Origin of the sequence: Borrelia puertoricensis (assembly GCF_023035875.1) — a bacterium.
In the GTDB taxonomy this organism is placed as follows: domain Bacteria; phylum Spirochaetota; class Spirochaetia; order Borreliales; family Borreliaceae; genus Borrelia; species Borrelia puertoricensis.
The window spans coordinates 46,738-64,804 of record NZ_CP075401.1; the positions used below are offsets into that span (position 1 = coordinate 46,738).

Genomic DNA, 18,067 nt, shown 5'->3' on the forward strand with positions numbered 1-18,067 from the left:
CAATCCTTTAACAACAGATTGATTGTAAGACTACATTTGAGTTTTTTTATAAGATAAAAAAATAGACTAAACATTTATGTTATGGTTAGGTACCCTCTTAAATTACATATTACTAACATACGGTTCCTATAATACTTAAGATATTATATAATAATTACATAAGGAGATTTTATGCAAGATTCATCGCTACATTCTGTTGAGAGTACACAAATTTTTAATGGGCATGTTACAGAGGAGATTATATATCAAGAATTTGTAAAGATGGGTATGCAAGATTTTATTGCGAATGATCTCTCTAAAAGATATTACCGTAATGAACTGACTTATAGGGATATTGAATATTTAGAGAGTAATTTTAATCTTAAGCTTGAGATGTTAGAGCGTAGTTTAAAATCTGAAGTTATTTTTGTGAAAACCGAACTTGATAACAAAATAGACTCTGTTGAGAATAACTTAAATGCGAAAATTGACACTAAATTTAATGAACTTGATAACAAGATTGATACTAAATTCAATGAACTTGATAATAAGATAGATAATGTTAGAAATGAGGTTTCTCTTGTTAGAAAAGATATGGAAATTAATAGGATGGAGCTTGATAATAAACTTGATAAAACCGCATCAGAATTTAAAAGTACATCAAGATTACATAATTGGATGTTTGGAACCCTTATTACTCTTAATATAGGAATATTTTTAGCATTAATGTCATTATTAGTAAAGTAAATTTATTTACCTACCCCCTTATTTAATTGATTTTCTGTCAATTATTTTTTTACAAAACACTAAATTGTAAAATACAATTTAACTTCATTAATCGTTGAATCACACACAGCCTCTGCGATGTTAAAGTACTTATTCTTTTAGCTTTTGTTTTGTGCTTATCAAAGCTTGTTATCCATCTTGCCCCTTTTTGAGGTAAAAAGGAGGCACGTGATAATGAAAAGAATTACTTTATGTGCGTTATTTTTGACTTTATTTTTGCTTATTTCTTGTAATACTTCAGGAAAGAATCTTACAGATGATGAAGTGGCTAAATCTGATGGCACTGTTATTGATTTAGCTAAAATAACTAAGAACATCAAAGACTCTGTTGCTTTTGCTAAGAGTGTTAAAGAAATTCATACTTTAGTTAAGTCCATTGATGAACTTGCTAAAGCTATTGACCAAAAAGTTGATAACGCAACTCATCAACTTGTGGATGGTGCTGGTGAAAAAAATCATAATGGATCTTTAATTGCGGGAGCATTTCAAGTAATATCAACCGTAAAAGTTGCATTAATAGCATTAGAAACAGAAGTTGGAATCCCTGATACACTTAAGAAAAAGCTTGGTGAAGCTAAGGCTAAAAGTAATGAATTTTTAAATAAGTTAGAGGAGTCAAAAGATCAGGCTGATGCAGCAAAAGCTATAGATATAATTAAGGGTGATGGCAGTAAAGGTGGTAATGAACTTAAGGCTCTCAACCAATTAGTTGGCGAGTTGTTAAAGACCGCTGAGGATGCAGTAGAATCTGCAATTAAGGAGCTTACAACTTCTGTTAAACCCTCTAACTAAAGATAAATTATTATTATAAGATTAGTTTTAATTAATGATAATTTTCTTATAAAATAAAGTCTATAAATAATAAGCTAAGAGTTTTCTTCTCTTAGCTTTTTTTGTTTCTTTTATTCTTCCTTTACTTCCTTTAGCATTGATTTTATCTTGTTTTATCATTTAGTGATAATTTATATTGCTTATTTTTACTTCTTAGCTGTGGCAGTGGACAACAATCTGTTGATGCTGCTAATGGTGGCGGGGCAGCTACAGGAGGGAGAACTTTAAGTTCAGTTCTAATGGATGTAGGACGAAGTGCTGAGAATGCTTTTTATTCATTTTTAGAATTACTCTCTGGTACATTAGGTTTAAGAGTAACTAAGGATACAACTAAGCAACAGGTAGGAAATTATTTTAACAGTCTAGGTGATAAGCTTGGACAAGCATCAGACGAATTAGAAGAGGTAGCAAAAAAATCAAAAACAGAGCTTGATAAAGGTGATCTAAACAAGGTAATTAAGGAAGCTGTTGATGAGGCTAAGACTACTTTAAACACATTGAAAACACATCTAGAGTCTTTAGGTCAAGTAGGCAATGAAGATGTAGTAGGTGAGGTACCAAGTGCTAACAAACAGGGAGCCTCAGTGAGTATAAATGAATTAAAAGCAGCATATAAAGCGTTAAAAGGAATAGTGGACACAGCAGATAAAGTAGGTGTTGGAGAGCTAAAAGAGGGTAATGTTCAAATGAATGCAGGAATAATAGGAGTAGATAATCCAGAACACGGAGCTAAGGTCTTAACAACAGGTGCTGCCGGAGCAGCTGTGGGAGATAAAGCAGCATTAATAGTAGCAGCAGTAAGTGGTGAGGAAATATTAGCATCAATAGTTAAGTCACAGGAAGGAGATGCGGATAAAACAATAGGAAATAATGCAGATGTCAACACAAGTGCATTAGAATTTGCAAAAGGAGGAAATAATTCAGCTCATTTGGCCCAAGGTGCAGTAAAGCCGAGTGCAGTGAGTGGAGGAATCGCATTACGTTCATTAGTTAAAGGTGGTAAATTAGCTTCACATAATGCAAATAATGACGAAAAAGCAGTACAAGCGGTAGGAGTTACTGCTGCAAATAAACTATTAGTAGCAGTAGAGGATATAATTAAGAAAACGGTAAGGAATGTTCTTGAGAAAGCAAAAACAAAAATAGATGAGGCAAGAGCTCCAAAAGAAGCAGCTCAGCAATAAAATAGATAATTAAATTATTAAGTAATTAGAGTAGAAGGCAATCTTAGAGATAACTTTAGGATGCCTTCTATATTATTTGTAATTAAACTTAAGAATTTAAATTGGCTGCTGAAAGTAAGAATACTTTCTTAGATTCATTAGTTAAGATAGGTCAAGGATTTCAAGAGATTTTTGGTATTTTTGGTAATACTATTGGGGATGCTTTGGGACTTACAGCAGTTAAATCAGGTGACAAGAAAAGTATAGTTGGTGAACACTTTAAGATTATAGGTGATGGACTTACAACTACTAAGAATAAGTTAAAAGAGTTATCAGGTGAAATATCTGGAGCAAAAAATGCTAATAGCAGCACAATTGAATTTGTTAAGAGTGTAATTAACAGTGCTAGTGATGTCTTTGAGCAACTAATTGCTGCTCTAACTAAACTTGCTGATACTGCTAAAGAGGCTGGTAATACTGATATTGGTGATACTGCTAATAATGCTACTGTAGTTGCTGCTGATAAACCTAGCGTTGAAGCTATTATTGCAGGGGTTAAAGATATTATTGGAGCAGCAGAGAAATCTGGAATAGAAATTAAATCTGGAAACGCTGGTAATGCAGTAAATGCTGATGCTAATACTGACGCACCTGCTGCGATTGCTGCCAATGCTGGTGCTGGTCAAGGAGCAATTGCAAAACTAGCAGCTGAAGTATCAAAAGCAGATCCGTGGGCAATTATTGATAAAATTAAGAATGCTAAAGCTGATAATGCTCAACTTAATGCTGCTACCAATTATGGTGCTGGGGAATTGGCAACTGGTACTCCTAATCAAGCTAATGGTTCTAAAGCAGCTACTAATGCTGACCTAGCATCTGCTGTTGTTCTTAAAGCTATAACTAAGGCTGGCAAATTTAGTGCTGCTGCTAATGAAGATGGAGCAGTTAAAGCTGCTGCTGTAACTGCTGTAAATAAGGTATTAGGAATACTTGACTTGATAATTAGGAAAACAGTATTAAGCAATCTAGATAAGATAAGAGAAGCTGTTAAGGGAATACAGTACTCTGAGATTACTACTGAATCCACTGAAACTAGTTCGATTCAACCTACTGTTGCTAAATAAATTATCTATTAAATAATCTAAATAAAGTCATTTGAGGAAAACTATTTCTCTATTCATGAGATTCGTTTTCCTTTTATCTATATATAAAACCTCCCTTAGTAAAAAATGAGGCACGTGATAATGAAAAGAATTACTTTATGTGCGTTATTTTTGACTTTATTTTTGCTTATTTCTTGTAATACTTCAGGAAAGAATCTTACAGATGATGAAGTGGCTAAATCTGATGGCACTGTTATTGATTTAGCTAAAATAACTAAGAACATCAAAGACTCTGTTGCTTTTGCTAAGAGTGTTAAAGAAATAGAAACCTTAGTTAAATCCATTGATGAACTTGCTAATGCTATTGGGAAAAAAATTAAAGACTCTGATACTGAACTTGCTGATAATAAAGACAAAAACACTTCATTGATAGCAGGAGCATTTAATATTGTGTTACATGTGAAGATTAAATTGACACAATTGGAGAAAAAGGAAGGAATCTCTGATGAGCTGAAAACAAAAGTTACTGCAGTTAAGACCGCAAGTACTGATTTATTAAATAAATTTAAAGACAAAATGCTGATCTTGGTAAGGCAGATGGTGCTGCTACTGATGCTCATGCAAAAGAAGCTATAGATAGAACCGATGCTTCTGCTACTGACCTTAAAAAATTAAATACAGCAATTGATGAGTTGTTAAAAGCCGCTAATGATGCAGTAACATCTGCAATTAATGAGCTTACAACTTCTGTTAAACCCTCTAACTAAAGATAAATTATTATTATAAGATTAGTTTTTAATCAATCGTTATTTTCTTATAAAATAAAGTCTATAAATAATAAGCTAAGAGTTTGCTTCTCTTAGCTTTTTTTGTTTCTTTAATTCTTTCTTTATTTGCTTTATTACTTTATTTTTACTTCTTAGCTGTAGTAGTGGGAGTACTAGTGCTGGGGATACTCAGAGTAGATTCTTAAAATCGGTTATTAGTTTAGGTAATGACTTTTTAAATGTTTTTACTTCCCTTTCTGATATGGTTGGAGGGGTTTTAGGTTTTAATACTACTACTAAAAAATCTGATGTTGGGAACTATTTTAAGACTATAGAAAAAAGCTTAACAACAACTAAGACATCCCTTGAGAAAATTATTGCTGATATGAAGACTGAGAATAATCCTAATGCTGCTACAGCTGAGACCGCTGTACAATCTCTAATTACTAATACTCTTGATAAAATAATTGAGGGTGCTAAGACCGCTAGTGAGGCCATTGGTACTACAGGTGATGAGCTGCTTGGTAATATTTCTGATAAGGGTGCTGGTGATAATACTTCTCATGGTGCTGGTGCGAGGTCTGATAGTGTTGAAAATTTAATTAGGGGAGTCAAATCAATTGTAAACGTGGTACTGGGAGATAAAGGAAATCCTGATGCTGGTACTGATAAAAAAGCTGAAGATGGCGGGCAAAGGTCTGAGGGCAATGCGGGTGATGGTTAAGCAACTAAATTATTTGTTGGTGCTGGTAATGCTGGGGATGCCGGTCAAACTAAGAAATCAGTAGCTGATGCCTCTAAGGCTGTTGGAGCAGTAACTGGTGCTGACATCTTGAAAGCCATGGTTAAGGATAATGTTGCTGCTGCTAAATTAGCTAAAAATAATGTTGCAGCTGTTAACGCTACTGGTAGACCTAAAGATGCAATCATTGCAGGAGGTATAGTACTGCGGGCAATGGCTAAGGATGGTAAATTTGCTAATGCTAGTGCTGATGATCAAGGGGCAGTTGCTTCTGAAATTAAAGGAACAGCATCAAGTGCAGTAACTAAAGCATTGGGTACTCTAACTATAGCAATAAGAAATACTATTGACAGGGGGCTTAAGACTGTTAAAGATGCTATGAAATTTAATCCTGATTCTACTACACCTGCAGACTCAACAGCTAGTGGACAATAATAAATAATTAATAACAAATACATAACTAAATAAAGTCATTTGAGGAAAACTTTTATCTCTTCATGAGATTCGTTTTCCTTTTAGTTATATCTTGCCTTCCTGAGGTAAAAAGGAGGCACGTGATAATGAAAAGAATTACTTTATGTGCGTTATTAATGACTTTATTTTTACTTCTTAGTTGTGGCAGTGGTAGTGCTAGTGCTGAGGATCCTAAAACCACATTCTTAAACTCTATTGCTAATTTAGGTAAAGGGTTCTTAGATATTTTTACTTCTCTTTCTGATATGATTACTGGGGCTTTGGGTATTAAGGCTGATACTAAAAAGAGCGATATAGGGAAATACTTTTCTGATATTGAAAAAACTATGACATCTGTTAAAGAGAAGTTACAAGATGAAGTTGAAAAAAATGGGAATTACGTAAAGCTTAAATCGGTTGTTGAGCACTTTATCACTAACACATTAGACAAGATCGCTGAAGGGGCTAGAGAAGCTGCTAAAGGGGCTGAAGGTAATGACCCAATTGCTAATGTTGCTGATCAAAATGCAGGTGCTGCTGGTGAAGAAGCTTCGGTTAAGTCTCTTAGTGAAGGAATTGGAAAGATTATAGGTGTAGTGCTTAGAGACAAAGGTAATCCTGAGGCTGGGACTGATAAAAAATCCGATGGTCTTACCGTAAGAACCGCTGCTGCTGGAGATGGTGAAGCAGGTAAATTATTTGCTGCTAATGCTGGCACTGCTGAGAATGCAAAGAAATCAGCGGCTGATGTAGCTAAGGCTGTTGGGGCTGTAACTGGTGCTGACATCTTACAAGCTATGATTAAGAATGATGGTGTTGCTGCTAAGTTAGCTAAGGGTAATGATGGTAATGCTGGAGCTGCTCCTAAAGATGGAACTATAGCAGGTGCTGTAGCTTTAAGGTCTGTGGCTAAGGGTGGTAAATTTGCTGGTCCTAGTGATAATGCTAATGCTGATGCGAAGAAAACAGTAGAGGATGCGGCTTTAAGCGCAGTAACTAAGGCATTGGGTACTTTAACTATAGCAATAAGAAATACTGTTGATAGTGGTTTAAAGACAATTAGTGAAGCACTAGCAGCAGTTAAACAAGAAGATAAATCTGTAGATTCTACTACACCTGTAGAAGCAGCAACTGGTGGACAGCAACAGTAAAGAATTAATAACAAATACATAACTAAATAAAGTCATTTGAGGAAAACTTTTCTCTCTTCATGAGATTCGTTTTCCTTTTAGTTGTATCTTGCCTTCCTGAGGTAAAAATGAAGCACGTAATAATGAAAAGAATTACTTTGTGTGCGTTATTAATGACTTTATTTTTACTTATTTCTTGTAATACTTCAGGGTCTGCTACTAAAGATGGGCAGGCTGCTAAATCTGATGGCACTCTTATTGATTTAAAATCAGCAAGTTCGAAAATAAAATCAGCGAATGATCTTGCAGTAAGTATTAAGGAAATAGAGGGATTAGTTAAGTCCATTGATGAGCTTGCTAAGGGTATTGGAAAGAAGGTTAAAAATACTGGAGAACTTGAAGATAATGCAACACATAAGGATAAGAATAGTGCGGTAGTTGCAGGAGCATATAGTATAATGTTACATATAAGCACTAAATTGACAGCATTGAAGTCAAAATTTGATTATGATGAACTGAAGGCCAAAATTGGTGCTGCTGAAAATTTAAGTACAGCATTTTTAGAAAAAGTAAAAAAGGACAATGATCTTTGTAAAGATGACGCTACTGCAGAGCATACACAACAAACCATACTTAAAAATCATGGAACTAAAACTAAAGGAGCACAAGAGATTGATGATTTAAACACAGCAATTACTGATTTATCAAAGGCCGCTAAAGAGATTGTAGAATCTGCAATTAATGAGCTTACAAGTCCTGTTAAATCCTCTAACTAAAGATATATTATTATTATAAGATTAGTTTTTAATTAATAGTAATTTTCTTATAAAATAAAGTCTATAAATAATAAGCTAAGAGTTTGCTTCTCTTAGCTTTTTTTGTTATTTTATTTCTTTCTTTATTTCCTTTACTACTTTGTTATACTTCTTATGATACCTTTGATTACTTTTGTCTTTTAGACTTATATTTATATCTTGTTTTTATCTTGTTTTATCATTTAATGATAATTTAGATTGCTTATTTTTACTTCTTAGTTGTGGCAGTGGTACTACTAAGATGGAGGATCCTAAAGCCACATTTTTAACTTCTATTGCTAATTTGGGTAAAGGGTTCTTAGATGTTTTTACTTCCCTTTCTGATATGATTACTGGAGCTTTGGGTATTAAGGCTGAGACTAAGAAATCTGATATTGGTAAGTATTTTACTTCTATTGAAAAAACTATGACATCTGTTAAAAAGAAATTAAACATTGTAGTGGCAGAGAATGGTAACTATCCAAAATTAAAAGAAGTTGTTGATACTTTTATTACAGGCACATTAGACAAGATCGCTGAAGGAGCTAAGACAGCTGCTACTGGGGCTGCAGGTAATGCTATTAGTGAGGTTGTCAAATCTAATGCTGCTGGTGATGGTCCTGATGCAGAAAGTGTAAAGAACCTTGTTAAAGGGATTAAACAAATTGTTGATTTGGTAATAAAAGAAGGTAATGGACAAGCAGATAAAACTACCCCAGCTGATGATGATAAAAAGAATATTGGTAAGTTATTTGGAGCTGAAACTGCCGATGATAAGGGTGCTGAAGAGAAACATGTAGCGGCTGCTAGTGCATCAATAGGGGCGGTAACTGGGGCTGACATATTACAAGCTATTGCTGCTGCTAATGCTGATGCTACGAAGGGTGGTAAAGTTAAGGAAGTGAAAGATGCAGCAGGTTTGGCTTTAGCTAAGGGTACTTCTACTGCTAATGATGATCAACTTACTACTGCAGAATCCAAAAAAGATGCAGTGATTGCAGCAGGAATAGCATTAAGAGCTATGGCTAAAGATGGTAAATTTATTGTTAAGGATACTGCTGAAAAGAAGACTGAAGCTGAGTCTGCTAAAGGAGTTGCTGCTAGTGCTGTAGGCAAAGCATTAAGTACTCTTATTATTGCTATTAGGAATACTGTTGATACTGGTTTAAAGTCAATTAGTGATGCTCTAGCAGCTGTTAAACAAGGAGATAAGTCTGCAGATTTTACTACACCTGCAGAAGCAGCAACTACTGGACAACAACAATAAAGGATTAATAACAATATACATAACTAAATAAAGTCATTTGAGGAAAACTTTTATCTTTGTGAGAATTGTTTTCCTTTTGTTTGTATTTTTGCCCTTGTGATGTAATAAGGAGGCACGTGATAATGAAAAGAATTACTTTATGTGCGTTATTTTTGACTTTATTTTTACTTCTCAGTTGTGGTAGTGGCAGTACTAGTGCTGAGGATCCTAAAATCACATTCTTAAACTCTATTGCTAATTTGGGTAAAGGGTTCTTAGATGTTTTTACTTCTCTTTCTGATATGGTTACTGGGGCTTTTGGCATTAATGCTGAGACTAAGAAATCTGACATTGGTAACTATTTCACTTCTATTGAAACAACTATGACATCTGTTAAAAAGAAGTTACAAGATCAAGTTGCTAAGAATGGGAATTACTCAAAACTTAAAACAGTTGTTGATACCTTTATCACTAACACATTAGACAAGATCGCAGCAGGAGCAAAGGAAGCTGCTAAAGGGGCTACTGGTGATGTTATTGGTAATGCTACTGCAACTGGACATGGGGCTACTCCTGCTAGTAAGGATTCAGTTGTTTCTCTTGTTAAAGGGATTAAGACTATTGTTGAAGTGGTTCTAAAAAAGGATGAGGGGGATGCAGGAGCTAATAAAACAGGGGATGATAAAAAGGACGTTGGTAATCTTTTTATTAATGATGCTGGTAAAGATGGTTCAAAAGAAGAAAATATTGCAAAGGCATCAGCTAGCATTGGAGCTGTAACTGGTGCTGATATTTTACAAGCTATTGCTAACTCTAAAGAAGATCCTCAAGTTGATAATGCTAATGGAATTGAAAAAGCCAAAGATGCAGCTGAGATCGCTATTGTTCCTGCTGTTAACAAGACGGAAATTAAAGAAGATTCAGCAAAGAAAGACGCTGTTATTGCTGCAGGTATTGCACTGAGAGCTATGGCTAAGGATGGTAAATTTGCTGCTAAGAATGAAGAGAAATCTGCCAATGCAGTCAATGGAATAGCAGCTAATGCTGTTGGTAAGACTTTAAGGACTCTAATAATAGCAATAAGAAATACTGTTGATAGTGGTTTAAAGACAATTAGTGATGCTCTTGCTACAGTTACACAAGAAGATAAATCTTTAGATTCTACTACACCTGCAGACTCAGCAACCGGTAGCCAGCAATAATAAATAATTATTAAAATATACATAACTAAATAAAGTCATTTGAGGAAAACTTTTATCTTTGTGAGAATTGTTTTCCTTTTGTTTGTATTTTTGCCCTTGTGATGTAATAAGGAGGCACGTGATAATGAAAAGAATTACTTTATGTGCGTTATTAATGACTTTATTTTTACTCTTATCTTGTAATAATTCAGGAAAAAATCTTAAAGATGATGAAGTGGCTAAATCTGATGGTTCTGTTATTGACCTAGCTAAAATAACTAAGAACATTACAGATTCTGTTGCTTTTGCTAAAGATGTTAAAGAAGTTCATTCTTTAGTTAAGTCTATTGATGACCTTGCTAAAGCTATTGGAGCGAAAATTAAAGATTCTTATGAGCTTGATACTACCAATTCTGGTCATAATGGAGCGTTACTTGCTGGGGTGTTTCAAGTAATATTGACTGTAGAAACCAAGTTGAAATCATTAAAGCAGTCAGCTAAACTCCCTGAGTCACTTAAGGCAAAGGTTACTGCTGCTGAGCAATCAAGTAAAAAATTCTTAGACAAATTGAAAGGTGAGAATGCAGCTCTTGGTAAAGAAGATGCTTCTGATGCTGATGCAAAAAAAGCTATAGATAAAAATGATAATACTGGAGGTAAAGGTAAGGAAGAGCTCGGTGAACTAAACACAGCAATTGATGCATTGTTAACAGCTGCAGACGCTGCAGTAACAGCTTCAATTAATGAGCTTACAACTTCTTCTAAACCCGCTAACACCTAAGGGATAAACAAGTTAATTAACTATTATAATGATTACTTTTTAATCAATCGTTATTTTCTTATAAAATAAAGTCTATAAATAATAAGCTAGGAGTTTGCTTCTCTTAGCTTTTTTTGTTCCTTTATTCTCTATTTACTTCTTTTACTTCTTTATTATACTTCTTAGTTGTGGCAGTGGTACTACTAGTGCTGAGGATCCTAAAACCACATTCTTAAACTCTATTGCTAATTTAGGTAAAGGGTTCTTAGATGTTTTTACTTCTCTTTCTGATATGATTACTGGGGCTTTTGGTATTAAGGCTGAGACTAAGAAATCTGATATTGGTAACTATTTCACTTCTATTGAAAAAGCTATGAACACAGTTAAAGAGAAATTACAAGATCAAGTTGAAAAGAATGGTAACTATCTAAAGATAAAGGAAGTTGTTGATAACTTTATCACTAACACATTAGACAAGATCGCTGATGGGGCTAAGACTGCTGCTACTGGGGCTACTGGTAACGATGCTATTGGTAATGCTACTTCGGCTGGACATGGGGCTACTCCTGCTGACAAAGACTCTGTTATCTCCTTAGTTAAAGGAATTAAAACTATTGTTGATTTGGTTTTAAAAGATAAGGGTGATGCAGGTGCTACTAAAACAGGAGAGGATGATAAAAAGGATGTTGGTAATCTATTTGCTGATGCGAATGGTAAAGATGATGCTAAAGAAGAAAATATTGCAAAGGCATCAGCTAGTATTGGTTCAGTGACCGGGGCTGACATTTTGCAAGCTATTGCTAAATCCACAGAAAATCCTACTGCAAATAGTACTGATGGAATTGAAAAAGCTACAGATGCTGCTGAGATTGCTATTGCTCCGGCTGTTAACGGCAAAAAAGAAATTAAAGATGCTGCAAAGAAAGACGCTGTTATTGCTGCTGGTATTGCACTTCGGGCAATGGCTAAAGATGGTAAGTTTGCTGCTAAGAATGAAGCAAAATCTGCTCATGCAGTTAATGGGGCAACTGCTAGTGCTGTTGGTAAGACTTTAAGTACTCTAATAATAGCAATAAGAAATACTGTTGATAGTGGTTTAAAGACAATTAGTGATGCTCTTGCTACAGTTACACAAGAAGATAAATCTGTAGATTCTACTACACCCGCAGAAACAGCAATTGGTAGGTAATAATAAATAATTATCAATAAAACATACATAACTAAATAAAGTCATTTGAGGAAAACTCTTCTTTTTATAAGAATTGTTTTCCTTTTATTTATATCTTGACTTCCTGAGGTAATAAGGAGGCACGTGATAATGAAAAGAATTACTTTATGTGCGTTATTTTTGACTTTATTTTTACTTCTTGGCTGTGGCAGTGGTACTACTAAGATGGAAGATCCTCAGAGTAGGTTCTTAAAGTCTGTGATTAGTTTAGGTAATGATTTCTTAAATGTTTTTACTTCCCTTTCTGATATGGTTGGAGGGGTTTTAGGTTTTAATACTACTACTAAAAAATCTGATGTTGGGAACTATTTTAAGACTATGCATGATACTCTTTCATCTACTAAGACATCTCTTGAGAAAATTGTTGCTGACATGAAATCTGATAATAATCCTAATGCAGAGGCTACTGATACCGCTGTAAAATCTCTAATTACTAATACTCTTGATCAAATAATCCAGGGTGCTAAGACTGCTAGTGAGGCTATTGGTACTGATAGTAATGACCTGCTTGGTAATGTTGCTGCTCAGAATAACGGTGGTGCTGCTGGTAGTGAAGTCGATAAACTAGTAAAGGGTATTAAATCAATTGTAGATGTGGTACTTGGTGAAAAAAAAGGAAATTCCGATGCTGGGGATGATAAAAAGGCTAGTGATGGTTCTACTGCAAGAACCGCTGCTGCTGGGGATGGTGAATCAGGTAAATTATTTGCTACTGGTGCGGGAGCTGTTGGTGATGTTAACAATTCAAAAAAGGTTGCAGCTGATGCTGCTAAAGCTGTTGGGGCTGTAACTGGCGCTGACATTTTACAAGCTATGATTAAGGATGATGGTGATGCTGTTAAATTAGCTACTTCTCAGAATGCTGGAGCTGCCCCTAAAGATGCTACTATTGCAGGAGGTATAGCACTGCGAGCGATGGCTAAGAATGGTAAATTTGCTGGTCCTAGTGCTGCTGCTGATGATGCTGTTACTGCAGTTAAAGGTGCAGCAATAAGTGCAGTTACTAAAGCATTAGATACTTTAACAATAGCAATAAGAAATACTATTGACTCAGGCCTTAAAACTATTAAAGATGCTATGAATATTAATCCTACTGATACTACTTTAACTAATGATAATCAGGCTTCTGAAGCTAAGAAAAACTAGTTAGAATTTAATAACAATATACATAACTAAATAAAGTCATTTGAGGAAAACTTTTCTTTTCATAAGAATTGTTTTCCTTTTGTGTTTATATAGTCTTTCTGAGGTAAAAAGGAGGCACGTGATAATGAAAAGAATTACTTTATGTGCGTTATTTTTGACTTTATTTTTACTTCTTAGTTGTGGCAGTGGACAACAGTCGGTTGATTCGGCTAATGGTGGCGGGGCAGCTACAGGAGGGAGCAGTTTAAGTTCTGTTCTCATGGATGTAGGTAGAAGTGCTAAGAATGCTTTTTATGCATTTTTAGAGCTACTTTCTGGTACATTAGGTTTTACTGCTAAATCAACTACAAAGAAAGAGGATGTAGGAGGGTATTTTAACAGCTTAGGTGCTAAGCTTGGAGACGCATCAACAGAATTAGAAAAGATAGCAAAAAAGTCAGAGACAGAGCTTGATAAAGGTGAGCTAAACAAGATAATTAGAAGTGCAGTTGATTCTGCTAAGTCTATTTTAAACACATTAAAAACTCATTTGGACTCTTTAAAAGATATCGGTGATGCTAAACCAGTAGGTGAGGCTGCAAGTAATGCTCAAGGCACAGCACCAACTGATGTTGAATTAAAGAAAGTATATAATGCATTGAAAGGAATTGTAGAAGAAGCAGGTAAGGTAGGTGTTCCAAAGCCAGAAGCTGGAAATGTAGCAGTAAAAGTAGGTAATGCAGATAATAAAGATGGAGTAAAAGTCTTAGCTGCAGGTGCTAATGCAGGAGCAGCTGTGGGAGATAAAGCCGCAGCAATAGTAGCAGCAGTTAGTGGTGAAGAAATATTAGCTTCAATAGTTAAGTCACAAGAAAGTGATGCTGATGCAGCACTAGCAGTTGATGCAACTGCACAGACAAGTGCACTAAAGTTTGCAAGAGGAGGAAGTGATACAGGTCAGTTAGCAAAAGATGTAGCTAAAGCAGCAGCTGTAGCAGGAGGTATAGCATTACGTTCTTTAGTTAAGGATGGTAAATTAGCTGCGAATAATAATGATGATGACAAAGTAGTACAAGCAGTAGGAGTAAGTGCAGTAAATAAGTTATTGGTATCAATAGAGGATATAATTAAGAAGGCAGTAAAAGAATGTTCTTGAGAAAGCAAAAGAAAAAATAGATAAAGCTAGATCCCCAAAACCAGCAGCTCAGCAGTAAAATAGATAGTTAGATTCATTACTTAAAATTAAGATTAGAAGGCAAACTTATCTCTAAGTCTGCCTTCTATATTAGTTGTAATGAAATTAAAAAGTTGAATAGTTCGGTAGTAATGCAGAGAATCTTCAAACCGTATTTTAACCTCTTATAGTTAATTTAGTTTATTTGTTCCTGTAGCAATCTTGTTTAATGTTAAGAAAGGTTAAGATAAATCTGTTTATGCAGCTAATGGTGTTGTTATTAGTGCTAATTCTAAGACATTTAATCTATCGCAAGAACTGTTTTTAGTGCTTGTAAAGTAATTTCAACAGTATTTTTAATAGCAATTAGAAGATATACTAAACGATTAAATAATAAAATAAATCTTGAAATGCTATTACACCTGCAATTTTAACAGTTAACATAAATAACTAGTACAAAATAAATATATAACTAAATAAAGTCATTTGAGGAAAACTATTCTTTTTATAAGATTCGTTTTCCTCAAATGACTTTATTTATATAGATATTTGTACTAAAGATAAGACAGTAACTTTTATTCAGTTCCATATTAATTAGGTGTAAGTAAGTATTATGAGATTAGTTTTGATTAGTAAGTGAGTAAAATTATTCTGAAAGTAAAGGTAGGAACCAGGTTTCTTAGTTTTTGTTTTTATTGAATGATATGTTTACTTTAGTTAATTGTTTTTTGATTATTTATTTTTTAAGTTTAAATTGGATGTGATTGATTACAAGTTTTAGATTAAGATTATATTTTTGTTCTTTATTGTATAAATTTACTTATTAAAATAATTTTGAATTACCTTTAATTATTACAGAATAGAATAATTGAGGTTTTATGGAATTTATTTTTGTTATTTAAAATAAAAGGGTGTACATTTGTCAGTAATTATTGTATTTCAATATCGAGATTCAATAATTAAATAATCTAATATCCCAGGAGGGAGATATGAAGAGAAATATTTTATCAGTATGTATGTTAGCATTATTATGTTTGTTATCATGTGATATGAATGCCCTTAATGATTTATTAAATGAAGTAAGGGAAAAGGTTTTAGATGAAAGCAAAGATAATAAATATTTAAACCATGAACAAGGAAATCAGGAACAAAAAGAAGTTGTTATAGATTCTCTTGAAGAAGGAGTAGAAATACAACAAGACATGGAAGTAAAACCTGTTAATGCGGGATTTGAGGTGTTTAGGCAAGAGTATCCATACTATCCTCAAGAAGAAGTAATAAAAATAGAAGAAAAAGATTTAGTTCCAAGTACTGAATCCGAAAAAGAAGCACAAGCAGAAATTGAAAAAGTAAAAGGTGCTCTTGGAGATTCTGGATTCCAGCAATTAATTAAGAATGCACTTGAGCTTAAAGATAGATGTGAGCGAGGAAGAGCTGATTTTTATGATATAATGGGAAAAATTCAGAGTGAAAGAATATCACTAACCAAAAAGCGTAAGGAAAATATAGAAAAGATAAGAAAGTTAACTCAATTGCAAAATAAGTTAAATGATGAAAGGTCTAATCTCGAGAGGCTTATGAATGAAGTTGAGGTTGGACTTAATGAAAGAAGTTCTGCAAAATATTTTTTTGAAGATTCTGAAAAGATTTTAAAAGAAGCTATTACTGACAGATTAAGAAATAACAAACGTAGAAGTTACTGGTCAAGAAGAGGGAATGGTGATTTTCTAGCTAGAAAGGCACGAAGTAATGCGGAAAGTTCTTTAGAACAACTAGAATCTTCTTCTGTGAAGTTAATTGAAGCAATGGCAAAGATAAAAGAAATAGAAGAACTTATTAGTGAGGCAAAGTCTGCTCTAGGTAATCTTTCAAGATAGAGACTGAAAAATTTAAATATTTTATAATATTAGTATTTTCAAGAAGAGTTCCTTTATAAGGGACCTTCTTTAATTTTATTTAAATAAGTTTCTAAAAACTATATAATGATTTAAATTGAATAACTAGTGAATTATTTTAAGGTGTTGAGGTGTAATTGTTTTGAATACTGATATTGAGAGAGAAGATTTATTAAATAAGGAATATAAGGTTTTAGATAAAGGCTTTATCAAACTTGTTGATTATATGGGTAGTGAGGAGAGAATATTGAATGCAGCAAGGATTTCATATCGAGGTGAGAGAATTAGGAGGACAGATGCTGAACTTATAGATTATTTAGTTAGAAATGAGCACACAAGTCCATTTGAACAAGTGGTTTTTACATTTTATATTAAGGCTCCTATATTTGTTGCAAGGCAATGGATGAGACATAGAACAGCAAGGATTAATGAAGTATCTGGTTCATATAGTTTTCTTAGAGAAGAGTTTTATGTGCCTTTAGAGGAGGATCTAAAAATACAAAATATTGAGAGTAATCAAATTGAAGCTAATTTTGCAAAGAATGTGTTAAGTGATTTAAGAGAGAGTCAAAAAACTTGTTACAAGTTATATCAAGATATGATAAATAGTAATGTTTCAAAAGAAGTTTCTAGAATAGCTTTACCTTTAAGCTTGTATACTGAATGGTATTGGCAGATTGATTTAAATAATCTTTTTCATTTTATCAAATTAAGGTTGGCATTAAATGAATCGAAAGAGGTTAGTGAAAATTCATCAAAAGAGATGAGTGAATATGCCAAAATATTGCTTGATGTTATTGAAAAGCTTGTGCCTATTGCTACTAAAAGTTTTAAGAATCATATCTTAAAAGGGTGTAGGTTGTCTTATGAAGAGATAATAGCTATTTCTGGTGCATTAAATATTAGTAAACTCAAATTGGATGATAAGGCATTAAATAGATTAAAAGATAAGCTTAATATTAAATAATAAAAATAAAGTTTTTCTATTATTCTGTTGAATAACAGTAATAATGAGATATACTTTATAAAAAGTAAGTTGATGTTGGATTTTGTGTGTGAGAGAGAAGATAAATTTTATATATAGAATTGTATTTATATTTTGTATAATTTGTTTTGTAAGTTGTGAATTATTTAAAAATTCTGATAATAAAGGTGATTTATTTCAAAATCTAGGGCATGTTAATTTAAAGTCAGATTGGAGAGATAATCTTAAGCTTAATAAAGAAGAGTTTGATACATTAACTTTTTTGTTAATGCGTTAAAAAATGAATTACCTAAGGGTGGTTCAAGTCATTTTGATATTTATTTACAAGGAGATGTATCTAAAATAGAGGGATATATTAAAAGGTTTTTATTAAAACTGAATGATAAGGGAAAAGTTAAAGAATTACTTAAGCATATTAAATATGGCAAAGATAATCCACTTAATATAGAGGGTAGAGATGAAAAGCTTAATATAGATGCAAAAGATTATTATAAAATAGAGAAAAGACTCACTGATGTTTTTGATAATTATTTTATGTTTTTAAATCCTCCTAGTTCTCCTTCAGGACCACCTCCTCTTATTGAAAACGATCCTGAAGAGAAAGTATTTGAATCAATTAAAAAAGTGTGTTATGAGCATAGACATAGAAATAAAAACTAAATCGTACAGAATGAGATTTTTAAGATTAGCTTAACTAGTATTTTATACTATTAAAAACTAAACTA

General features: G+C 33.3%; 13 protein-coding genes and 5 pseudogenes. All 18 read left to right on the forward strand.

Translation table 11 applies throughout. The features are described from left to right. The first annotated feature begins 171 nt into the window (after window positions 1-171). The 18 genes and pseudogenes from bdr (at window position 172) to bpuSUM_RS10040 (ending at window position 18,002) form a co-directional block, all read left to right on the forward strand. Window positions 172-726 (forward strand): Bdr family repetitive protein, encoded by a 555-nt coding sequence (bdr, locus tag bpuSUM_RS09800; protein WP_247068082.1) that lies wholly within the window; start codon window positions 172-174, stop codon window positions 724-726. Between the two features lie 213 nt (window positions 727-939). Continuing rightward, complete coding sequence (locus tag bpuSUM_RS09805; RefSeq protein WP_347343316.1) at window positions 940-1,557, forward strand: Vsp/OspC family lipoprotein; 618 nt, start codon at window positions 940-942, stop codon at window positions 1,555-1,557. 170 nt (window positions 1,558-1,727) lie between these two features. Next, window positions 1,728-2,780, forward strand: a pseudogene (locus tag bpuSUM_RS09810) (variable large family protein); the annotation flags it as partial. 98 nt (window positions 2,781-2,878) lie between these two features. Continuing rightward, window positions 2,879-3,883 (forward strand): annotated as a pseudogene (locus tag bpuSUM_RS09815) (variable large family protein); the annotation flags it as partial. A gap of 120 nt (window positions 3,884-4,003) precedes the next feature. Then, window positions 4,004-4,629, forward strand: a pseudogene (locus bpuSUM_RS09820) (Vsp/OspC family lipoprotein). 124 nt (window positions 4,630-4,753) lie between these two features. Next, a pseudogene (locus bpuSUM_RS09825) lies at window positions 4,754-5,806 on the forward strand (variable large family protein). Window positions 5,807-5,931: 125 nt separating this feature from the next. Further along, window positions 5,932-6,975 (forward strand): variable large family protein, encoded by a 1,044-nt coding sequence (locus bpuSUM_RS09830; protein ID WP_430644686.1) that lies wholly within the window; start codon window positions 5,932-5,934, stop codon window positions 6,973-6,975. 122 nt (window positions 6,976-7,097) lie between these two features. Continuing rightward, window positions 7,098-7,730: a Vsp/OspC family lipoprotein gene (locus tag bpuSUM_RS09835; RefSeq protein ID WP_247068326.1), complete on the forward strand. Its 633-nt coding sequence runs from the start codon at window positions 7,098-7,100 to the stop codon at window positions 7,728-7,730. A 187-nt stretch (window positions 7,731-7,917) separates the two neighbouring features. Next, window positions 7,918-9,015, forward strand: a complete 1,098-nt coding sequence (locus tag bpuSUM_RS09840; protein WP_430644691.1) for a variable large family protein — start codon at window positions 7,918-7,920, stop codon at window positions 9,013-9,015. 122 nt (window positions 9,016-9,137) lie between these two features. Beyond that, entirely contained in the window at window positions 9,138-10,196 is a 1,059-nt protein-coding gene (locus tag bpuSUM_RS09845) for a variable large family protein (RefSeq protein ID WP_430644685.1), read from the forward strand. A gap of 124 nt (window positions 10,197-10,320) precedes the next feature. Continuing rightward, window positions 10,321-10,956: a Vsp/OspC family lipoprotein gene (locus tag bpuSUM_RS09850; RefSeq protein ID WP_430644684.1), complete on the forward strand. Its 636-nt coding sequence runs from the start codon at window positions 10,321-10,323 to the stop codon at window positions 10,954-10,956. 130 nt (window positions 10,957-11,086) lie between these two features. Then, a complete protein-coding gene (locus bpuSUM_RS09855) occupies window positions 11,087-12,124 on the forward strand; it encodes a variable large family protein (RefSeq protein WP_247068111.1) in 1,038 nt (345 codons plus the stop codon). Between the two features lie 129 nt (window positions 12,125-12,253). After that, on the forward strand, window positions 12,254-13,309 hold the full coding sequence (locus bpuSUM_RS09860) for a variable large family protein (protein ID WP_247067998.1): 1,056 nt from the start codon (window positions 12,254-12,256) through the stop codon (window positions 13,307-13,309). A gap of 124 nt (window positions 13,310-13,433) precedes the next feature. After that, window positions 13,434-14,502: pseudogene (locus bpuSUM_RS09865) on the forward strand (variable large family protein). Between the two features lie 949 nt (window positions 14,503-15,451). After that, window positions 15,452-16,339 (forward strand): P12 family lipoprotein, encoded by an 888-nt coding sequence (locus tag bpuSUM_RS09870; RefSeq protein ID WP_247068000.1) that lies wholly within the window; start codon window positions 15,452-15,454, stop codon window positions 16,337-16,339. A gap of 160 nt (window positions 16,340-16,499) precedes the next feature. Next, window positions 16,500-17,324 (forward strand): FAD-dependent thymidylate synthase, encoded by an 825-nt coding sequence (thyX, locus tag bpuSUM_RS09875; protein WP_247068007.1) that lies wholly within the window; start codon window positions 16,500-16,502, stop codon window positions 17,322-17,324. 88 nt (window positions 17,325-17,412) lie between these two features. Beyond that, window positions 17,413-17,619, forward strand: coding sequence for a hypothetical protein (locus tag bpuSUM_RS10035; RefSeq protein WP_247068078.1), 207 nt, complete (start codon window positions 17,413-17,415; stop codon window positions 17,617-17,619). Between the two features lie 257 nt (window positions 17,620-17,876). Then, on the forward strand, window positions 17,877-18,002 hold the full coding sequence (locus bpuSUM_RS10040) for a hypothetical protein (RefSeq protein WP_347343318.1): 126 nt from the start codon (window positions 17,877-17,879) through the stop codon (window positions 18,000-18,002). Window positions 18,003-18,067 lie beyond the last annotated feature (65 nt).

Bases quoted from the DNA above. Each gene is read 5' to 3' on its own strand.
- bdr (WP_247068082.1), top strand. From the start codon at position 172: ATGCAAGATTCATCGCTACATTCTGTTGAGAGTACACAAATTTTTAAT.
- bpuSUM_RS09805 (WP_347343316.1), top strand. From the start codon at position 940: ATGAAAAGAATTACTTTATGTGCGTTATTTTTGACTTTATTTTTGCTT.
- bpuSUM_RS09830 (WP_430644686.1), top strand. From the start codon at position 5,932: ATGAAAAGAATTACTTTATGTGCGTTATTAATGACTTTATTTTTACTT.
- bpuSUM_RS09835 (WP_247068326.1), top strand. From the start codon at position 7,098: ATGAAAAGAATTACTTTGTGTGCGTTATTAATGACTTTATTTTTACTT.
- bpuSUM_RS09845 (WP_430644685.1), top strand. From the start codon at position 9,138: ATGAAAAGAATTACTTTATGTGCGTTATTTTTGACTTTATTTTTACTT.
- bpuSUM_RS09850 (WP_430644684.1), top strand. From the start codon at position 10,321: ATGAAAAGAATTACTTTATGTGCGTTATTAATGACTTTATTTTTACTC.
- bpuSUM_RS09860 (WP_247067998.1), top strand. From the start codon at position 12,254: ATGAAAAGAATTACTTTATGTGCGTTATTTTTGACTTTATTTTTACTT.
- bpuSUM_RS09870 (WP_247068000.1), top strand. From the start codon at position 15,452: ATGAAGAGAAATATTTTATCAGTATGTATGTTAGCATTATTATGTTTG.
- bpuSUM_RS10040 (WP_347343318.1), top strand. From the start codon at position 17,877: ATGTTTTTAAATCCTCCTAGTTCTCCTTCAGGACCACCTCCTCTTATT.